Source organism: Xanthomonas sp. BRIP62409 (genome assembly GCF_003992965.1).
GTDB lineage: Bacteria > Pseudomonadota > Gammaproteobacteria > Xanthomonadales > Xanthomonadaceae > Xanthomonas > Xanthomonas euroxanthea.
Map to the genome: position 1 here is coordinate 1 of NZ_QEZJ01000018.1, position 411 is coordinate 411.

The following is a 411-nucleotide window of genomic DNA, read 5'->3' on the forward strand; positions in this document are numbered from 1 at the left end:
ATGCAGACGGTGTGACAGTGACAGCCGTGCCACGCGACGGCGGCGACGCGGTAAAAATCCGCGCTCGCTATCTTGTTGGCTGCGACGGCAGCAAGTCTGTCGTGCGCGACCTAGCCGGCATCCCGCAGAGCCGTTCCGACCACGATAGGCTGATGGTGCTGCTTGTCTTCCGCTCCACTGGATTGCACGAACTCCTGAAGCGTTTTCCCGGCAAGTCCTTCTACAACGTGCTGCACCCGGACCTCAAAGGGTATTGGCAGTTCTTCGGCCGCGTCGACCTTGGCAATACATGGTTTTTCCATGCGCCAGTGCCGGCTGACACGACCAAGGACAATTTCGACTTCACTGCGTATCTGCATCGCGCAGCGGGTGCGACGTTCGACGTCGAGTTCGAACATATCGGCTTTTGGG

At 59.1% G+C, this 411-nt stretch carries 1 protein-coding gene; it reads left to right on the forward strand.

The annotated features are described in order from the left end of the window. Positions 1-11: 11 nt before the first annotated feature. The coding region (locus EO170_RS08200; protein WP_241239398.1) for an FAD-dependent monooxygenase at positions 12-411 on the forward strand (400 nt) is incomplete at its 3' end.